Origin of the sequence: Pseudomonas sp. RW409 (assembly GCF_003184125.1) — a bacterium.
Taxonomy (GTDB): Bacteria; Pseudomonadota; Gammaproteobacteria; order Pseudomonadales; family Pseudomonadaceae; genus Aquipseudomonas; species Aquipseudomonas chlororaphis_I.
Genome location: NZ_QHHP01000042.1, coordinates 832,980 through 849,805 on the forward strand (window position 1 = coordinate 832,980; position 16,826 = coordinate 849,805).

The following is a 16,826-nucleotide window of genomic DNA, read 5'->3' on the forward strand; positions in this document are numbered from 1 at the left end:
ATTTTGCTGGTACTGGACGAAGGCGGTGCCCAGGTAGGTGTTGAGCTTGTAGTCCGAATCGTTGCTGCCCGCTTCGAGCTTCTGCCGATAGGCGCCGGCCAGCACGCCCACTCGCCAGGCCTCGTCGAGCCGGTAGCTGCCGCCGATGTTCAGGTTGAAGCCATTGCCGTCGGCACTGGCGCCGCTGCGTTGGCTGTCGAAGTCCTGATGCTGGCCACCCGCGGCGACAATCGCCCGCCATTGACCGACGCCCTGCCAGTTTTCCCAATCGGCCTGCCATTGGTTGCGCAGCTCATCCTGATGGGCACGCAGGGTGCCCTGGGCCATTTCCGGGAGCAGGGTTATTTCCCAGGGCGCTGCCAGCAGGGAGTAAGCGTAATCGGCGATCAGCCGCTGGCCGGCTTCGGTGGGGTGGACCGAGTCGTTATAGATCAACTTGCTCGGGTCAGGTGTGGCGCTGTGAATGCCATAGCGGGCGTTTTCCGTACAGCCATTGCCACTGAAGCAGGTGGCGATAAGGTTCTGGTCGGTGGCCAGGCCGAACTGTGCCGGGTTGGCGAAGCTTTCCTTCAAGAGCACGGGAATATTGAGGGGAATGACTTCGGCATCGACCGTCTGTAGTTGCCGCACCAACTCGGTGTTGAACTGGGCGCTGAGTTGGGAGGTGAACCCTTGCAACGGGCTGCCGTTGATTGCCGGGGTCAGGCCGATATCCGGTAGCAGCCAGACCATGATGTAGCGGGCGCCGGCCTGTTGCAGGGTCTGCACGCTGTCGACCAGGCGACCAGCTGCTGCATTGGCCTGGTCGAGGCTGGTGACGCGGCCCTGGAGGAAGTCGTTGCCGCCGCCCGACAGGTAGTACAGGGCATTCGGGTCGGCGCGCAAATGGTTGGCCACCAGATAACCCGGGCGGCTACGGCTGCCGGCGGTCGAGGTGGTGGTAATCGAATCGAGAATCTGGTCGGTGCGATAACCGCCGACCGCCCAGTTGTTGCCGTCAGGCAGGCCTTCGCTGGCGCGGGTGGCCGAGGTCGATGCGGCGAGCTGGTCCTCGGAGAACCCCAGTTTGGCGCCGAGCAATTGGGTCGAGTTGGCGGAACGGAGTTCTCCGCTACCATCCAGGTAGACCGGCCCGGTGCGGTTGGTAAAGCGCTGGGTCGCTCCCGCAGGACCGCCTGGATCGGCGAATTGCCCGGCATCGCTGAGGCTGTCGCCGAACACGATAAAGCTGGAATAGGGGGAGGGGGCTGCGATCGCTTGAGTGCAGGCTAAAGACAAAAGACTGCTGGCGAGTGGTACGAACAACGTCTTTTTGATCATGAACAAGTCCGTTTTATTTATTGTTGTAGAGAACGAAACGACAGTACCAAAAACTTTTGTGTCTGAGCTATGGCTATAAGCCATATCGCTTGTTTATCCGGGCGCGGGCCCCGCCATATTGCGCCCTCTGCTCAGCTAAGTTACTGTGCCTGAATGTATGAATGAGACCTTCCCCGTGTTAATCGTCAGCAAACTCTTGATGCGAGTTGTTAAGGCACACGCCCGTTGGCGTTGGCGCGCCTAACTTTTCTCTGCCGGCCCGGCCGGACCTGTACCGTTTCGCCTTCTTTACCCCTGTTCGACTCCGCTTGTGCTGGTTGAGTGATTGCAACCCCCGGCGGGCCTGTCAGCGGGCAATCCACTGAAGGCTGTATTAAAAGTCAGTGAATTCAAGAGGTTGTAATCCCCATGTTGCTGATGATCGATAACTACGACTCCTTTACCTATAACGTTGTGCAATACCTTGGCGAGTTGGGTGCCGAGGTCAAGGTGGTGCGCAACGACGAACTGACCGTGGCTGAAATCGAAGCGCTCAACCCTGAGCGGATCGTCGTGTCGCCCGGTCCTTGCACACCGACCGAAGCCGGTGTGTCCATCGAAGCGATCAAGCATTTCGCCGGCAAGCTGCCGATCCTGGGCGTCTGCCTGGGCCACCAGTCCATTGGCCAGGCCTTTGGCGGCGATGTGGTGCGCGCGCGGCAGGTGATGCATGGTAAGACTAGCCCGGTATTTCACCAGGACAAGGGCGTATTCGCCGGTCTGAACCATCCGCTGACCGTGACCCGTTACCATTCCCTGGTGGTCAAGCACGACACCTTGCCGGACTGCCTCGAACTGACCGCCTGGACCCAGCTGGAAGACGGCTCCGTCGACGAGATCATGGGGCTGCGCCACAAGACACTGAACATCGAGGGTGTGCAGTTTCACCCCGAGTCTATTCTCACCGAGCAGGGCCACGAGCTGTTCGCCAACTTCCTCAAACAGAGCGGCGGCACGCGCTAAGGACTTTCCATGGATATCAAGACTGCCCTGAGCCGTATTGTCGGCCACCTCGATCTGAGCACCGATGAAATGCGCCAGGTCATGCGTGAAATCATGACCGGCCAGTGCACTGACGCACAAATCGGCGCCTTCATGATGGCTATGCGCATGAAGAGCGAAAGCATCGACGAAATCGTCGGCGCTGTTTCGGTCATGCGCGAGCTGGCGGACAAGGTCGAGCTGAAAACCCTCGACGGCGTGGTCGATGTGGTCGGCACCGGCGGTGACGGTGCGAACATCTTCAACGTGTCTACGGCTTCTTCCTTTGTCGTCGCAGCAGCCGGTTGCACGGTGGCCAAGCACGGCAACCGTGCGGTGTCCGGGAAAAGCGGTAGTGCCGACCTGCTCGAATCCGCTGGCATCTATCTGAACCTGACGCCGGTACAGGTTGCCCGCTGCATTGATAACGTCGGCATCGGTTTCATGTTCGCCCAGTCCCATCACGGTGCCATGAAGTACGCCGCTGGCCCGCGCCGCGATCTCGGCCTGCGCACCCTGTTCAACATGCTCGGCCCGCTTACGAATCCGGCCGGTGTGAAACATCAGGTGGTGGGTGTGTTCACTCAGGCGTTGTGCCGGCCATTGGCCGAAGTTTTGCAACGTTTGGGTAGCAAGCACGTGCTGGTAGTGCACTCTCAGGATGGCCTGGATGAATTCAGTATCGCCGCGCCGACCTTTGTCGCTGAACTGAAGGACGATCAGATCACTGAGTATTGGGTGCAGCCCGAAGACCTCGGCATGAAGAGCCAGAGCCTGTTCGGCCTGGTGGTCGAAAGCCCGGCGGCATCGCTTGAGCTGATTCGCGATGCCTTGGGGCGGCGCAAGACCGAGCATGGGCAGAAGGCAGCGGAAATGATTGTGCTCAATGCCGGTGCCGCGCTCTATGCCGCGGACCATGCCAGCAGCCTGAAAGAAGGTGTAGCCCTGGCCCATGACGCTTTGCACACTGGGTTGGCTCGCGAGAAGCTGGAGGAGTTGGGTGCCTTTACCGCGGTATTCAAGCAGGAGAATGAAGGATGAGTGTGCCGACGGTTCTGGAAAAAATCCTCGCCCGCAAGGTCGAGGAAGTGGCTGAGCGTAGCGCACGGGTAAGCCTGGCCGAACTCGAAGGCCTGGCCCGCGCCGCGGATGCGCCGCGCGGCTTTGCCAAGGCGCTGCTCGACCAGGCCAAGCTCAAGCAGCCGGCGGTGATCGCCGAAATCAAGAAAGCCTCGCCGAGCAAAGGCGTGATCCGCGAGCATTTCGTGCCGGCGGAAATCGCCAAGAGCTATGAGAAGGGTGGCGCGACCTGCCTGTCGGTGCTCACCGACGTCGATTATTTCCAGGGCGCCGACGCCTACCTGCAACAGGCGCGCGCCGCCTGTTCGCTGCCGGTGATCCGCAAGGACTTCATGATCGATCCGTACCAGATCGTCGAAGCCCGCGCCTTGGGTGCCGACTGCGTGCTGTTGATTGTGGCGGCGCTGGATGATGCCAGGATGGCCGAACTGGCTACCGTGGCCAAAGGTGTGGGTCTTGATGTGCTGGTTGAAGTGCATGACGGCGACGAGCTGCAACGCGCCCTGAAAACCCTCGACACGCCGCTGGTGGGCATCAACAACCGCAACCTGCACACCTTCGAGGTCAATCTGGAGACCACCCTCGATCTGTTGCCGCAGATTCCGCGCGATCGTCTTGTGATCACCGAGAGCGGCATCCTCAACCGGGCCGATGTCGAGCTGATGGAAATCAGCGACGTCTACTCCTTCCTGGTGGGCGAGGCCTTTATGCGGGCCGAGAGCCCAGGCCTGGAACTGCAACGCCTGTTCTTCCCGGAGCGTGGCGTGCCGGTGAGCGGTTCGACCCTGGACTGAACCTGAGTTGATGAAGAAGCCGGCGCCGCCGGCTTTTTTATACCTATCGCAAAGGACCTTTACTGTCATGACCCAGCCCCTTTCCCTGACCGTCGAAGCCGGTCTGCAGGCCGAACAGGATCTGCTCGCCCAGGTATGCAGCGGTGACCAGGAGTACGGCCTGTTGTTCTGGCAACCGAGTGACAGGGCGCTGGTGATGCCGCGGCGCTTGAGTCGTTTGCCGGGGTTTGAGCAGGCTTGCGAGGCACTAGCCGCCAGTGGCTGGCCGGTGTTGCTACGGGAAACCGGTGGGGAGCCGGTGCCGCAATCGGCTGCGACGATCAATATCGCGCTGGTCTATGCGCCGCCTCGCAGTGAGGGTGACCAGAACCGGATCGAAACCGGTTATCGCCGTTTGTGCCAGCCGATCTGCGACCTGCTTTCCGAGCTGGGGGGCGAACCCTCCCTGGGTGAAGTCGAGGGCGCTTTCTGCGATGGCCGGTTCAACGTCAATCTCAACGGGCGCAAGATGGTTGGCACCGCCCAGCGTTGGCGTCAGAGCAAGGGTGGGACGCGTCCGGTTGGATTGGTGCATGGCGCGCTGTTGCTGGATGACGAGCGGGAAACCATGGTCGCGGCGGTCAATCGGTTCAACCAGGCCTGTGGCCTGGAGCAGCGTTGCCGTGCCGAGAGCCATATCGCCTTGCATGAGGCGTTCGCCGCGCCGAATGCCATCGAGCGCCTGGATACCCTGTATCGGCAGATGCTGGCGCAGTTCCTGCCGCTCTAGCGGGTGCCGAACACCACCATGGTCTTGCCTTTGACATGGACCAGGTTGCGTTCTTCGAGGTCCTTGAGCACCCGGCCGACCATTTCCCGTGAGCAGCCGACGATTCGCCCGATTTCCTGACGGGTCACCTTGATCTGCATGCCGTCCGGGTGGGTCATGGCATCCGGCTGCTTGCACAGTTCGAGCAGGCAGCGGGCTACGCGCCCGGTGACATCGAAGAACGCCAGGTCGCCGACCTTGCGGGTGGTGTTGCGCAGGCGTTGGGCGATCTGGCCGCTTAGCACATACAGAATGTCCGGGTCCTGTTGAGACAACTCACGGAATTTCGCATAGCTGATCTCCGCGACTTCGCATTCGACCTTGGCGCGTACCCAGGCGCTGCGTTGCTGCTCATGCCCGGCCTGTTCGAACAGGCCCAGCTCGCCGAAAAAATCCCCGGCATTGAGATAGGCGATGATCATTTCCCGACCGTCATCGTCTTCGATCAGGATGGTGACCGAGCCTTTGATGATGAAGAACAGCGTGTCCGACTGGTCACCGGCGCAGATGATGTTGCTCTTGGCCTGATAGCGGCGGCGCTGGCAGTGCATCAACAGCTTGTCGAGGTTCTTGATCTTGGGTGTAGGGGCAAGAGCAACCATGGTTGTATCCCGAAAAGACAGCACGGTGTGATTTGGTTTTTTTATGGGGCGGTCAAGCAGGATCGCCGATAGCTGGCAATGCGCCAGCGATTTGGCGCCAGCTTAACAGACACATCCTTTGGGTAATTAAGAATTTTCCTATCAGAACTGAGTGTGGCACCGGAACAGGCAAAGCGCTGCCGTCCAAGGCCCTGTGCTAAGCTGGCGACCCTTTTTTAGCAGTGGAGTCTTGGCGATGAAGGCACGCATCCAATGGGCTGGCGAAGCCATGTTCCTCGGGGAATCGGGCAGCGGTCATGTGGTGGTAATGGATGGCCCGCCGGAAGCCGGCGGTCGTAACCTGGGCGTGCGCCCGATGGAAATGCTCCTGCTCGGCGTAGGCGGTTGCAGCAACTTCGACGTGGTCAGCATCCTGAAAAAGTCCCGCCAGGCTGTCGAAAGTTGCGAAGCCTTCCTCGACGCCGAGCGTGCGACCGAGGACCCCAAGGTTTTCACCAAGATTCACATGCACTTCGTGGTCAAGGGCCGCGGGTTGAAAGAAGCCCAGGTCAAGCGCGCCATCGAGCTGTCGGCGGAAAAATACTGCTCGGCATCGATCATGCTCGGTGCGGCCGGGGTTGCCATCACTCACGATTACGAAATCGTCGAGCTCGGTTGAGTTTCCATTCAACCATCCTGAATTCGTGGCAAAAGAAAGGGCGCTGAAAAAGCGCCCTTTTTTTGCCTGCGATTTGTATCGATCAGATCCGGTAAGTGCTTTTGGTCATGACCTTGGCCAGCAGGCTCATGCCGAACTTCACCGGCGTGGGGAAGCGGAATCCCCCTGCGTCCAGCGCGCTTTCGGCGTGTTGTTCTTCGTCGATGCGCATCTGCTCGAGAATCGCCCGGGATTTTTCGTCCTCGGCCGGCAATTGCTCAAGGTGTTCGTTGAGGTGTTTGCACACCTGATCTTCAGTAGCAGCCACGAAACCCAGGCTGACCTTGTCGCTGATCAGCCCGGCTACCGCGCCGATGCCGAACGACATGCCGTAAAACAGTGGGTTGAGCACACTGGTGTGGCTACCCAACTGGTGAATGCGTTGCTCGCACCAGACCAGGTGGTCGATTTCTTCTTCCGCGGCGTGCTCCATGGCGGCGCGCACGTGCGGCAGCTTGGCGGTCAGGGCCTGGCCCTGGTACAGCGCCTGGGCGCAGACTTCGCCGGTATGGTTGATGCGCATCAGGCCGGCGACATGCTTGGTGTCCTCTTCGCTCATCTGCACGTCCGGCTGCACGATGGCAGGGGAAGGGCGATAAGGCTGGCCACTGAAGGGCAGCAAGGTACGCATTGCCGCATCTGCCTGCAGCAGTAGACGGTCAATCGGCGAGTAGTGACGTTGGGTAGTCATGCTTACCTCCGGGAAGAATCACGGCGGCCAGTTTACCCCAATCGATGGGCAGAGGCCTGCGCTGGATCAGCACACTCTCGGCAAACCGGGCGAGAAGTGTGCTGTCGCGCACTTTGGGCGGGGATCAGCCCGGCGGCCAGTGCATCTGGCGCTGACCCAGAACGTGCATGTGAATGTGATACACGGTCTGGCCGCCGAGTTCATTGCAGTTCATGACGACGCGGAAGCCTTCCTCGCAACCCAGTTCCCTGGCCAGGCGCTGGGCGGTGAACAGGATATGTCCGGCCAGCAGCTTGTCGTCTTCGGTCAGGTCATTGAGGGTGCGCACCGGCTTTTTTGGAACTACCAGGAAATGCACGGGGGCCTGTGGGGCGATATCGTGGAAGGCCAGAACCTGGTCGTCCTCGTAGATGATCTTCGCCGGTATTTCCCGGTTGATGATCTTGGTGAACAGAGTATCCACAGCTGTTTCTCCGTTGTGTTGGTCCGGGCTGAGTGTACTCAGGCAAGCCGAGTGCGCCCAGCCTTAGATGATTGCCAGGTCAGCGCGGGCAATAGGCTTTGTTGACGGAGCCGGAAATCTTGCGGGTCAGCCAGCGCGAACCCAGCCGCGGGCTGAACGCGAACCAGCGGTTGCGGCGGCCGGGGATGATAATGGCGCGGTTCTTTTCCAGGGCGCGCACGGTGTACAGCGCGACTTCTTCCGGGCTCATCAGCAGCTTGCTGTCGTTGAGCTTGCTGGTGTTCAACTGGGCGGTATCAAAGAAACCGGTGCGGGTCGGGCCGGGGCAGAGTACCGAAACCTTCACCGCATTGTTTTTCAACTCTTCGCGCAGGCCTTCGGAGAAGTGCAGCACATAGGCCTTGCTGGCGTAGTAGGTGCTCATCCAGGGGCCGGGATAGAAGCCGGCGATCGAGGCGACGTTGAGAATCTGCCCGCCGCCCTGCAAGGCCATGCTGTTGCCCAGGGCATGGCAAAGCCGGGTGAGGGCGAGAATGTTCACTTCGATCAGGTCCTGTTCGGTCATCCAGTCCTGGGCGAGGAACGGCCCGCAGGTGCCGATGCCGGCGCAGTTCACCAGCAGGTCGATCTGCCGGTCGCCTTCCTCCAGCTCCAGCAGAAAGCCCGAAAGCCGCAAAGGCTCGGACAGGTCGCAGGCGCGGAACAGCACCTCGACGCCAAAACGCTGGGTCAACTCGATGGCGATGCTTTCCAGCTGATCACGCTGACGGGCCACCAGGATCAGGCTGCGGCCACGCCGGGCCAGCGCTTCGGCCAGGGCCAGGCCTATGCCGCTGGAGGCGCCGGTGATCAGAGCGTAACGGGTCATGCGGTTCTCCATTGCAACGGTCGGTCGCCTGTGGGGAAAGTCCCTGGCACCGGCGCGTTATTTCAATCCGATAGTCTACAGGTGGCCAGGGCGCGCTTGCTGCTTTCGCTGCTGCCATCCTGGGCGCCTTAGACCGAGCTGAGCCCGCCAATGAAGGACAGCAGCAAAACGATTATCCACAGCGCGGCAAGCCCCTTGACCGCTCCACTGTTTGGCGGAGGCGGCGCGCCGTAACGATTGGCGCCGGTGTTGCCCGGCAGGACCGCCAGCAGCAGCGGAAACACCGCGTACACAAATGGCAGCAAGTTCAACAGCCAGAGCCAGCCCGACCAGCCCAGGTCATGCAGGCGCTGAACGGAAATGGTGATGTTCAGATAGGCGAAGGCCAGTGCTACGACGCCGAGGAAGATCATTCCCGTCGCCTGCAGGCCGTTGCCGACCAGAGCCGCGGTCAGGAAGCCGCCGACGAGGGTAGTCAGCAGGATCAGCACGAGGGTCCAGGCGAGATAGCGCAGGCGCCCGATGCGGCCATCGACGGTATAGAACTTCAGCTCGCCAAACTCGGGAAGGGGATCACCCACTGTGGCTTGAGGCGGGGTATAGGGCGAAGTGTCCGCGCCGGCCATGGGTTCTGGCGCTGGTGTCGGTGTCGGGCGTTGCCAGTCACTTGTCGCGGTGGGGCCTGCTTGAGGCAAGTCCACCGAAAGCGAAGGGGCTGGCGCCGGGGGAGCAGGTTGAGGTGTCGGTTGGCTGGCGCCTGGGGCAAGATCCGGTTCTACGCGTGGGGCGATACCGGCCTGGTTCAGCGCGGCGAGATAAATATCCGCATCCTGCTGGGAGAGGTCGCGCTTGAGGGTAATGTTTTGCCCCTTGAACAGAGGCTCGATCGCGGCGATATCGCTTTTGAACAGCTTGGCGATTTTCTGCTTGGCATGTTCGATGTCGACACCCGGAAGCAGAGCCCCGTCAAATACGATCTTGAAACGGTTTTCGCTCATGCAGGGCTTCCTTGTCGGCTTTATAGAGAGGGCTTTCGCAGGGCGATAGTTTAAGGCCAGCCGTCCGTTGCTGGCCAAAAAACATCAGCGATTCAGCGTGGCCAGCGTTGCGGCAGCCGAGCGGCCAGTTCCTGTGCGGCACGGTATTCGGCGTCCAGGCGGGCGACCAGTTGATCGACACTCGGCAAGTCATCGATTTCGCCGACGCCTTGTCCGGCGGACCACACGGTTTTCCAGGCTTTGGCTTCGTCGCTGAGCGGCTTGAGTTTCGAGCCGAAGTTGACTTCGCCTTTACCCTGCAGGGCGGCAAGGTCGAAGCCGGCGTTTTCCAGGCTTTGGCGCATGAAGCTTGCCGGAACCCCGGAGACCGCTGCGGTGTGGACGATGTCGGTGGCCTTGGCGCTCAGCAGCATCTCTTTATAGGCTTCCGGCGCGTGGCTTTCCGTGGTGCCGATAAAGCGCGTGCCGAAGTAGGCGAGGTCGGCACCAAGCAACTGTGCGGCGAGTATCTCGTGGCCATGGTTCAGGCAGCCAGCCAGCAGCAGCGTCTTGTCGAAGAACTGGCGAATTTCGGCGATCAGGGAGAACGGGCTCCAGGTCCCGGCGTGACCACCGGCGCCGGCGGCTACTGCGATCAGGCCGTCGACCCCGGCCTCGGCAGCTTTTTCCGCGTGGCGTCGGGTGGTGACGTCATGGAAGACCAGGCCTCCATAAGCATGCACCGCATCGACCAACTCCTTCACCGCCCCGAGGCTGGTGATGACGATAGGCACCTTGTGTTCGATGCAGATCGCCAGGTCGGCGTTCAAGCGTGGGTTGCTGTGATGCACGATCAGGTTGACGGCATAGGGTGCGGGGTTTTCCAGGGTCGCAAGGCCTGCTTCGATTTCTTCCAGCCAGGCCTTGAAGCCACTGCTTTCACGCTGGTTGAGGGCAGGGAAACTGCCCACTACACCGTTGCGGCAGCACGCCAGAACCAGTTGTGGGTTGGAAATCAGGAACATCGGCGCCGCCACGACAGGCAAGCGCAAGCGTTGTTCGAGCAGAGCGGGCAGCGACATTGGAAGTACCCCGAATAATGAACGGCTAGTAGGAATTAGAACGGCCGGACGACGACCAGAATTACGATAGCCAGCAATACCAGAACTGGCACTTCATTGAACCAGCGGTAAAAGACATGGCTGCGGGTGTTTTCGCCACGGGCAAAACGTTTCACCTGGGCGCCGCACATGTGGTGGTAGCCAATCAGGATGACTACCAGGGCCAGCTTGGCATGCATCCAGCCACCCTGGCCGAAGTAGGCGCTGGGGTTCAGGCTCAGCAGCCAGATACCGAAAACCAGCGTGGCGATCATCGCCGGCCCCATGATCCCGCGGTACAGCTTGCGCTCCATGATACTGAAGCGTTCCTTGCTGATCGTGTCTTCGCTTTGAGCGTGATAAACGAACAGGCGTGGCAGGTAGAACAGACCGGCAAACCAGCAGACCAGACTGACGATGTGAAAGGCTTTGAGCCACAGATAGAGCATTTAGGTTATTCCCAGGTTCACGGTAGCGCAGATAGTAGAGGCAGGAGCGTCCGCACGTCACCTTGACGGTTGTCGCAGGGTCTTTCGGCCCCTATCATCGACGGCTTTCCAGTGGGTTCGTTGAGGGCAGGTTTATGGTCAAGGTCGGTATCGTCGGCGGCACGGGTTACACCGGTGTCGAACTGCTGCGTCTGTTGGCACAGCATCCGCAGGCTGAAGTGGTAGTCATCACTTCCCGATCCGAGGCAGGCCTTGCCGTTGCCGATATGTACCCGAACCTGCGAGGCCACTATGACGGCCTGGCATTCAGCGTTCCGGACATCAAGACCCTCGGTGCCTGCGATGTGGTGTTCTTCGCGACGCCGCACGGCGTTGCCCACGCCCTGGCGGGTGAGCTGCTGGCTGCGGGTACCAAGGTCATCGACCTGTCGGCGGATTTCCGTCTGCAGGACGCCGATGAGTGGGCCAAGTGGTACGGCCAGCCCCACGGCGCCCCTGAATTGCTCGACGAAGCCGTCTATGGCCTGCCTGAAGTCAATCGCGAGCAGATCAAGCAGGCGCGTCTGATCGCTGTTCCGGGTTGCTATCCGACCGCTACCCAACTCGGCTTTCTGCCATTGCTGGAAGCTGGGCTGGCCGATACTTCGCGGCTGATCGCCGACTGCAAGTCGGGTGTCAGTGGCGCCGGCCGGGGGGCCAGCGTTGGCTCCCTGTACTCCGAGACCTCGGAAAGCATGAAGGCCTATGCGGTCAAGGGGCATCGTCACCTGCCGGAGATTCGCCAGGGGCTGCGCCGTGCGGCGGGCAAGGATGTCGGCCTGACGTTCGTGCCGCACCTGACGCCGATGATCCGCGGCATTCACTCGACGCTCTATTCCACTGTCGTGGACAAGTCTGTGGACCTGCAGGCGCTGTTCGAGAAACGTTATGCCAACGAGCCGTTCGTGGATGTGATGCCGGCGGGCAGCCATCCGGAAACCCGCAGCGTGCGAGGCGCCAACGTCTGCCGGATTGCCGTGCACCGTCCGCAGGATGGCGATCTGGTGGTCGTGTTGTCGGTGATCGACAACCTGGTCAAAGGTGCTTCGGGCCAGGCCGTACAGAACATGAACATCCTGTTCGGTCTGGACGAGCGCCTGGGCCTGTCCCACGCTGGCATGCTGCCTTAAGGCGCCTGCCTGCTTCAGCAAAAGGCCCGTTACGGGCCTTTTTGCATTCTGCGGTGAGCCCCGGGCTTATTGATATACCGTAACAATAGTTGACCGCTTTTCTGGGAGAAGCGGATAATGCGCGTCATCACGCATTATGGCGGCGTAACGCCGGGAGATAGTCAGCATGAGCGTCGAATCCTTCACCCCCACGGCTTTGCAATTCACCCACGGTGCCGCGCACAAGGTGAAGAGCCTGGTCGATGAAGAGGGTAATGATCGCTTGAAGCTGCGCGTATTCGTTACGGGCGGCGGTTGTTCAGGGTTTCAGTACGGCTTCACTTTCGATGAAGAAGTCGCGGATGACGACACCATCGTCGAGCGCGAAGGCGTCAGCCTGGTGGTCGATCCGATGAGTTTCCAGTACCTGGCGGGTGCCGAGGTGGATTATCAGGAAGGTCTGGAAGGTTCGCGCTTCGTGATCAAGAACCCGAATGCTACGACCACCTGCGGTTGCGGTTCTTCATTCTCGATCTGATCGCTGGTCAAGGTTTTATCAGGCGCCGCAGGGCTTTCGGGCTCTGCGGCGTTTTGCTGTCTGGCGATCAGGCGGGGTAGATCGCGCCCAGTACACGCAGGCCGCGGGCACCGGTGACGCTTGGGCGGTTGGCGGCGATGCCTTCGAGGCAGCAGTGGGCCAGCCAGGCGAACGCCATGGCTTCAACCCAGTCTGGATCGACGCCGTGGGTGGCGGTACTGCTGACCTTGGTGTTGGGCAGTAGGCTGGACAGGCGTTTCATCAAGGCCGAGTTGTGGGCGCCGCCGCCGCAGACTAGCAGTTCCTGGGTATCGGTCTGCGCGGCTTGCAGCGACTCGACGATGGTCAGTGCTGTCAGCTCCAGGAGCGTTGCCTGTACGTTTTCGGGGGCAAAGGCCGGCAAACGAGCCAGATGCCCCTGTAGCCATTCCAGGTTGAACACCTCGCGGCCAGTACTCTTCGGGCCTTGAGTGGCAAAGAATGGGTCGCTGAGCAGCGCGTTCAGCAGCATCGGCTCAACATGACCACTGGCGGCCCACTGGCCGTCGCGATCGTAGTTCTCGCCACGTTGGGCATTGATCCAGGCATCCAGCAGAACGTTGCCCGGGCCGCAATCGAAGCCGGCAACCGGCTTGTCGCTCTCGATCAGGCTCAGGTTGCTGAAGCCGCCGACGTTCAAGACTGCACGCTTGCCGGCACTTCGATCAAAGAGCGCCTCATGAAAGGCCGGCACCAGTGGGGCGCCCTGGCCGCCAGCGGCGACGTCGCGGCTGCGAAAGTCGCTGACCACAGTGATTCCAGTGAGCTCTGTCAGCAGGGCCGGGTTGCCGATCTGGACCGTGAAACCGCGGGCTGGCTCATGACGGATGGTCTGGCCATGACTACCAATAGCGCGAATATCTGCGGGTTTCAGCTGTTGTTGAGCAAGGAGGCTATGAATACCCTGGGCGGCCAGCTTCACCCAGTTCTGTTGGGCGATGGCAGAGCGGGCGATTTCATCGGGGCCGCTGGCGCACAAGCCAAGCAGCTCGGCGCGCAGGGATTCGGGCATGGGGATGTAATGCGTGGCGATCAGCCTGATCGCCGGGGTTTGCTCGATGAGTGCGATATCCAGGCCATCAAGGCTGGTCCCGGACATCACACCTATATAGAGCGCCATGCTTAACGCTTGTTCGAAGCGAGCAGGGTGGCTTTTTCCTGATCCATCCGCGCCATCAGCGGCTGGCTTTGTTGCAGGAAACGCGCGCGTTCCGCTTTGGCAATCGGGTCAGCCATCGGCAGCTTCTGGCCCAGTGGGTCGACGTGAACGCCATTGACCTGGAACTCGTAATGCAAGTGCGGGCCCGTGGAAAGCCCGGTGGTGCCAATGTAGCCGATCACCTGGCCTTGCTTGACGGTTCCGCCGGTCTTGACGCCTTTGGCGAAGCCTTGCATATGGCCGTACAGCGTACGGTAGGCGTTACCGTGCTGGATGATCACGGTGTTGCCGTATCCGCCACGACGCCCGGCCAGAAGCACCTTGCCATCGCCGGCAGCCTTGATTGGCGTGCCGCGAGGGGCTGCGTAGTCGACGCCTTTGTGAGCGCGGATCTTGTTCAGGATCGGGTGTTTGCGGCCCATGGAGAAGCGCGAGCTGATACGTGCGAAGTCCACTGGCGTACGGATAAAGGCCTTGCGCATGCTATTGCCGTCAGCGGTGTAATAACTGCTCATGCCTTGTTTGTTGGTGTAACGCACCGCGGTGTAGGTCTTGCCACGGTTGGTGAAACGCGCAGAGAGAATGTTGCGGGAGCCCACGGCTTTGCCATTGACGACGGTCTGCTCGTAGATCACGTCGAACTCGTCGCCCGGGCGAATATCCTGGGCAAAGTCGATGTCGTAGCCAAAGACGTTGGCCATGTCCATCGTCAGGCTGTGAGAGAGGCCGGCACGGGCTGCGGATTGCGACAGCGAGCTGTTGATCACGCCATGAACATAGGCCGTGCGCACCATGGGCTTGGCGGTGATACGGCTGAAGGCGAAGCCTTTTGGCCCTTTGGTCAGGGTGATGCTTTCCAGGTCGTTGACCTTGCTGTGCAAGTTGTTCAACTGGCCGTCCGGGCCCAGTTCGAACTCAAGTTTCTGGCCGCGCTTCAACTGGGTGAACTGCTTGGCCTGCTTGTCGCTGGCCAACACTTCGTGCACCGAGGTGGCTGGCAGGCCGACCTTCTCGAATAGCGTGGAAAGGGTGTCGCCCTTGGCAACAATGACTTCCCTGTGATTAGCCGTCTTCTTTTCTTCTGCTAGGGCTGGAGCAGGCTGTTCTTGAGCGGTTTCAGCAGTCTTTGCGGTGTCTTCGGGGCTGTTTTCGATTTGCGCGAACGGGGACGGTACGGCTTCATTTGTGGCTTGTACGGCGTCTGCAGCGTCTTGATCTTGTGTCAGTTGCTCGGCTGGGCTTTCCAGATCAAGACTCAGAGTTGTTCTTTTGGCTTCTACATCACTGGAAGGGAATACCAGGAGCGCCAGGCTGAGGAGGGCGGCGATGCCACTTGCGGCGAGCAGGTGGGTCTTCGGATAAAGCGGCGGGGCTTTAGGCGGTTCTGTGGTCATAGGTAATTTTGACTTTGAAAAAGATGAATTGGAAAAGATGAATGACATGATGAAGATGAAATAACTGTATAAAATATAACCAAATCATCTGTTAAGCAAGCCTGCGGACGTTCTGTTCGTGGAAAGCCATCCATACGCCGGGCAAAACTTGTAATTGGGCGCTGATCTTGTATGGTTGGTTCCCTTTGAATCTGAGCCTTGCGGGTCTGTTATGAAGTCGGTTGAAGAGCAGCTAGCGCTGATCAAACGTGGTGCGGAAGAGTTGTTGGTCGAGTCCGAGCTGATCGAAAAGCTCAAGCGCGGCCAGCCGCTGCGTATTAAGGCTGGCTTCGACCCGACGGCGCCGGATTTGCACCTGGGTCACACCGTGCTTATTAATAAGCTGCGCCAGTTCCAGGATCTGGGGCACCAGGTGATCTTCCTGATTGGCGACTTCACCGGGATGATCGGTGATCCGAGTGGCAAGAGCGCAACCCGTCCGCCACTGACTCGCGAGCAGGTCCTCGAAAATGCCGAGACCTACAAGAGTCAGGTGTTCAAGATTCTCGATCCGGCGAAAACCGAGGTGGCCTTCAACTCCACCTGGATGGACAAGATGGGGCCTGCGGACTTCATTCGCCTGACTTCCCAGTACACCGTTGCTCGCATGCTCGAGCGTGACGATTTCGACAAGCGCTATTCCACCAATCAGCCCATTGCCATTCACGAGTTCCTCTATCCGCTGGTTCAGGGTTATGACTCGGTGGCGCTGCGTGCCGATGTGGAATTGGGCGGTACCGATCAGAAGTTCAACCTGTTGATGGGCCGTGAGCTGCAGCGCGGTTATGGTCAGGAAGCTCAGTGCATTCTGACGATGCCATTGCTCGAGGGGTTGGATGGCGTCAAGAAGATGTCCAAGTCACTGGGTAACTATGTAGGTATCCAGGAGGCACCAGGTGTCATGTACAGCAAGCTGGTTTCTATTCCGGATGTCTTGATGTGGCGTTACTTCGAGTTGCTGAGCTTCCGCTCCATGGAGGAGATCCTTTCCTTTAAGGCGGATGTCGAGGGAGGTGCGAATCCGCGGGATATCAAGATCAAGCTGGCTGAAGAGATCGTTGCGCGCTTCCATGGTGAAGAGGCTGCGGCGAATGCTCATCGTGCGGCGGGTAACCGTATGAAGGGTGGTGAGCTGCCGGATGATCTGCCTGAGATCGAGCTGGCTGCTGCTGAAGACATGCCGATCGCGGCTGTCCTTAATAAGGCCGGCTTGGTAAAGAACTCGGCGATGGCGCGTGACCTGCTTGGCTCAGGTGGGGTGCGTGTGGATGGTGAGGTGGTTGAGCGTTCCTTTATATGGGCGATCGGCTCGACTCATGTTTGCCAGGCCGGAAAGAAGGCTTTTGCACGTATTACGCTTAAATCCGAATAAAACTGAAAATAGGTGTTGACGGCGAATCATATCTCTCTATAATTCGCCCCACTTCCGGCGCAGTCGAAACGGAAAACTCCTTGAGATTCAACGAGTTACGCGGTTTTCGGCAGCGGTACGCTTCAGTTCATCGAGGCCCGAAGGAGTCGGTTCGGCAGTGTGTTTTCGCCGGATTGACGGTTCGATCTTCTCGGTCGAAAGCGGAGAAAAAGAGGTGTTGACAGCAGCGTGTAACGCTGTAGAATTCGCCTCCCGCTGACGAGAGATC

The 16,826-nt window shown here is 59.9% G+C and carries 19 protein-coding genes; 8 read left to right on the forward strand and 11 right to left on the reverse strand.

From position 1 onward, the window contains the following. Positions 1-1,320: autotransporter domain-containing SGNH/GDSL hydrolase family protein (locus tag DK261_RS30870; protein ID WP_218278193.1), on the reverse strand; the 1,320-nt coding region annotated here is incomplete at its 3' end. 408 nt (positions 1,321-1,728) lie between these two features. Between DK261_RS30870 and DK261_RS30875 the strand changes: the two genes are divergently transcribed. The 4 genes from DK261_RS30875 to DK261_RS30890 all read left to right on the forward strand — a co-directional run bounded on the left by DK261_RS30875 (position 1,729) and on the right by DK261_RS30890 (position 4,983). After that, positions 1,729-2,322, forward strand: coding sequence for an aminodeoxychorismate/anthranilate synthase component II (locus tag DK261_RS30875; RefSeq protein ID WP_007930170.1), 594 nt, complete (start codon positions 1,729-1,731; stop codon positions 2,320-2,322). A gap of 9 nt (positions 2,323-2,331) precedes the next feature. Continuing rightward, positions 2,332-3,381 (forward strand): anthranilate phosphoribosyltransferase, encoded by a 1,050-nt coding sequence (gene trpD / locus DK261_RS30880; protein WP_009051142.1) that lies wholly within the window; start codon positions 2,332-2,334, stop codon positions 3,379-3,381. Then, a complete protein-coding gene (gene trpC / locus DK261_RS30885; RefSeq protein WP_016702769.1) occupies positions 3,378-4,214 on the forward strand; it encodes an indole-3-glycerol phosphate synthase TrpC in 837 nt (278 codons plus the stop codon). Before trpD ends, trpC begins: the two co-directional genes overlap by 4 nt. Before the next feature lie 67 nt (positions 4,215-4,281). Then, the gene (locus DK261_RS30890) at positions 4,282-4,983 is read left to right on the forward strand and encodes a lipoate--protein ligase family protein (protein WP_028683513.1); all 702 of its coding nucleotides are present in this window, start codon (positions 4,282-4,284) and stop codon (positions 4,981-4,983) included. Here DK261_RS30890 and crp read toward each other — a convergent pair. Then, positions 4,980-5,624 carry a cAMP-activated global transcriptional regulator CRP gene (gene crp, locus DK261_RS30895; RefSeq protein ID WP_009051139.1) on the reverse strand — a complete coding sequence of 215 codons (645 nt, stop codon included), beginning with the start codon at positions 5,622-5,624 and terminating at the stop codon, positions 4,980-4,982. The genes DK261_RS30890 and crp overlap by 4 nt on opposite strands. A gap of 235 nt (positions 5,625-5,859) precedes the next feature. Here crp and DK261_RS30900 point away from each other — a divergent pair, with 235 nt between their 5' ends. Continuing rightward, the gene (locus DK261_RS30900) at positions 5,860-6,282 is read left to right on the forward strand and encodes an OsmC family protein (protein WP_009045862.1); all 423 of its coding nucleotides are present in this window, start codon (positions 5,860-5,862) and stop codon (positions 6,280-6,282) included. Positions 6,283-6,364: 82 nt separating this feature from the next. Here DK261_RS30900 and coq7 read toward each other — a convergent pair whose 3' ends face one another. From coq7 to hemJ, 6 genes are all read right to left on the reverse strand, one after another. Continuing rightward, positions 6,365-7,012: a 2-polyprenyl-3-methyl-6-methoxy-1,4-benzoquinone monooxygenase gene (gene coq7 / locus DK261_RS30905; RefSeq protein WP_016702772.1), complete on the reverse strand. Its 648-nt coding sequence runs from the start codon at positions 7,010-7,012 to the stop codon at positions 6,365-6,367. A gap of 124 nt (positions 7,013-7,136) precedes the next feature. Beyond that, the gene (locus tag DK261_RS30910; protein WP_007930180.1) at positions 7,137-7,475 is read right to left on the reverse strand and encodes a histidine triad nucleotide-binding protein; all 339 of its coding nucleotides are present in this window, start codon (positions 7,473-7,475) and stop codon (positions 7,137-7,139) included. 79 nt (positions 7,476-7,554) lie between these two features. Continuing rightward, on the reverse strand, positions 7,555-8,343 hold the full coding sequence (locus tag DK261_RS30915; RefSeq protein ID WP_110177326.1) for an SDR family oxidoreductase: 789 nt from the start codon (positions 8,341-8,343) through the stop codon (positions 7,555-7,557). A 128-nt stretch (positions 8,344-8,471) separates the two neighbouring features. After that, complete coding sequence (locus tag DK261_RS30920; protein WP_016702773.1) at positions 8,472-9,341, reverse strand: DUF805 domain-containing protein; 870 nt, start codon at positions 9,339-9,341, stop codon at positions 8,472-8,474. Positions 9,342-9,433: 92 nt separating this feature from the next. Beyond that, complete coding sequence (locus tag DK261_RS30925; RefSeq protein ID WP_110177328.1) at positions 9,434-10,402, reverse strand: nitronate monooxygenase family protein; 969 nt, start codon at positions 10,400-10,402, stop codon at positions 9,434-9,436. 35 nt (positions 10,403-10,437) lie between these two features. Then, entirely contained in the window at positions 10,438-10,869 is a 432-nt protein-coding gene (gene hemJ, locus DK261_RS30930; RefSeq protein WP_016702775.1) for a protoporphyrinogen oxidase HemJ, read from the reverse strand. 134 nt (positions 10,870-11,003) lie between these two features. On the opposite strand from hemJ, the gene argC reads away from it, so the two are divergent. Together argC and erpA are read left to right on the forward strand one after the other, a co-directional pair. Further along, a complete protein-coding gene (gene argC / locus DK261_RS30935; protein ID WP_038636394.1) occupies positions 11,004-12,038 on the forward strand; it encodes an N-acetyl-gamma-glutamyl-phosphate reductase in 1,035 nt (344 codons plus the stop codon). Positions 12,039-12,204: 166 nt separating this feature from the next. Further along, complete coding sequence (erpA, locus tag DK261_RS30940) at positions 12,205-12,555, forward strand: iron-sulfur cluster insertion protein ErpA (protein WP_007906865.1); 351 nt, start codon at positions 12,205-12,207, stop codon at positions 12,553-12,555. A 67-nt stretch (positions 12,556-12,622) separates the two neighbouring features. Here erpA and DK261_RS30945 read toward each other — a convergent pair whose 3' ends face one another. Then, positions 12,623-13,714: an anhydro-N-acetylmuramic acid kinase gene (locus DK261_RS30945; RefSeq protein WP_041984657.1), complete on the reverse strand. Its 1,092-nt coding sequence runs from the start codon at positions 13,712-13,714 to the stop codon at positions 12,623-12,625. A 2-nt stretch (positions 13,715-13,716) separates the two neighbouring features. Beyond that, positions 13,717-15,147, reverse strand: a complete 1,431-nt coding sequence (locus DK261_RS30950; protein ID WP_009051131.1) for a peptidoglycan DD-metalloendopeptidase family protein — start codon at positions 15,145-15,147, stop codon at positions 13,717-13,719. Positions 15,148-15,358: 211 nt separating this feature from the next. Here DK261_RS30950 and tyrS point away from each other — a divergent pair, with 211 nt between their 5' ends. Next, entirely contained in the window at positions 15,359-16,558 is a 1,200-nt protein-coding gene (gene tyrS, locus DK261_RS30955) for a tyrosine--tRNA ligase (RefSeq protein ID WP_038636398.1), read from the forward strand. Between the two features lie 87 nt (positions 16,559-16,645). Here tyrS and DK261_RS33440 read toward each other — a convergent pair. After that, a partial coding sequence (locus DK261_RS33440) for a hypothetical protein (RefSeq protein ID WP_218278194.1) occupies positions 16,646-16,826 on the reverse strand: 181 nt, incomplete at its 5' end.